Source organism: Acidisphaera sp. S103, assembly GCF_009765975.1.
GTDB lineage: Bacteria > Pseudomonadota > Alphaproteobacteria > Acetobacterales > Acetobacteraceae > Rhodopila.
Map to the genome: position 1 here is coordinate 1 of NZ_LMUJ01000080.1, position 1,792 is coordinate 1,792.

The 1,792-nt window shown below is 62.0% G+C and carries 1 pseudogene; it reads right to left on the reverse strand.

The annotated features are described in order from the left end of the window. Positions 1–724 precede the first annotated feature (724 nt). A pseudogene (locus GSQ89_RS27265) lies at positions 725–1,792 on the reverse strand (porin); the annotation flags it as partial.

Here is a 1,792-nt window from a genome sequence, read left to right on the forward strand (position 1 = left end):
GAGCAGGAAATAGTCGTCCGGTTCCTCCATTCCGGCGAAGAAGCTCTCGGCTTCCGCCACCATGCCGCGCGGGATAAAGAACAGCGTGTACTGGCACGGTCGCGACGGCGTCGGTGCTGGATGGTTGGCGTTTTCGCTGATTGTCATTGGTCCGTCCCCCCCTTCGCTCGCATTCCCACACCCTGCCGTTCGTGGCGTGCGACGTGGCCGTCGCTATTGGTGCGATTCGGCACTTATGCGCCAGAGTATTTCGACTCTCGCTGGAAGGCCACGGTCCAGGACGCGTCGCGGTGGTTGGGGTGTGTCCGAGCCACGTGTTCCAGCGTGTGTCACGCGCAGTGGCCCGGACAAGCTCCATCGGAATCTTTCATTTCTCCGATTCCAGGTGTCCTGAAAATGCAGGTCCTCATACTATCCGCGATTGAGGCCGTCTCTTGGTCCGTCATGGCCTAACGCCAATCTGGGCCATCGCCACAATAAGGTGCTGGATTGAATGGGCCGGACTTCGCCGGTCGATGACGAGGTTGATGTGTCAACGTCAACGGTCGCTGGTATGCGTCTCTTTCGGCGCGCGACCGGCTCGCCAACCGGGCGCGCGATACCCGCTAAACCTGTATTCGCGCTTCTGTGCCGCTGTGCATGAGGTTTTGCCCCGAATGCGCGTCACAAAAAGAAACGGCGGGGTGATGCCCCGCCGCTTCGATCGTCTGGTTGATCGCGTTGATTACCAGGTCAGCATGGTCGAGACGTACAGGGCCTGACCTTTCACGTCGTTGTAGGCGGTGCCACCACCCACAGCGTTGGTCGCGAAGTTGAAGTCGCCCTGGTGGGTCTGATAGTAGTTGTATTCGAACACCAGGTTGACACCCGGGGCGAGCTTGTAGTTGCCACCGATCGCGGTTTCGAACTGGTGACGCTGCGAAACCCCTACCAGGTTCGCACTGCCCTGGGAGTTGATGATGCCGATGGCGGTGCCGAGTACCCAGGGACCGTTGACGTAGGTCAGGCCGAAGACGGTCGCGTCCATGGGCGCGCCGCCGCTGGGGTCGAGGGCCAGCTGGTTGTTGACCTTGCCACCTTGGTAGGTGACGGCGGCGGTCAGGCCGGCGGTGGTGACGGCGAGACCACCCTGGAAGAAGCCGATCTGTTGGTAGTGCAGGGCGTTGGCGCTTGCCGACATGAAAGCGGCGGTGCCCGGCGTGGCGGTCGTGTATGTGGCGGCGTCTTCACCCGCGGCGTGTTCGTAGAAGCCGTAGGCTTTCACGTCGACGGGGCCAAAGGTATTCTCATAGCGAAGACCCGCACCAACCTGATTATACCAGCGGTTGGAGGTGTTGCCGGTCGTTGTCTGGATCGAGTTGTCGCCGCCGGTCGGAAGCCCAGGGCTGGTACCGGACGAGAAGGCGGCGAGCGGTGAGGACATCTGGTAGGCGTTGCCCTCGCTCGGCGCATATTGCAGGCCAATATCGAAGCCGTAGATCTGCGGGCTGAGGTAAGTCAGCTTTTCGTTGGCGTATTCGGCGCCGGCCTGTGCGAGCCACGGATAGTTGGTGGCGCCACCGCCCATTGCGTTGCCGAAGTTGATCCCGCCGAAGCCAGGGCCCTGGAACACGCCGTCGCCCGCATCCCAGCATTGGCTGGTGAAAATGCAGTTGTCGAACAGGCCGATAACGCCGTCGCCCTGACCGATGCGGAGGATACCGACCTGATCCGCGGACAGGTAGGTGTAGGCGCGGCGAACAAAGACGGTTTCCGCGGAGGTGTTGACCGACGGGCTGGCGATGGACGGCGC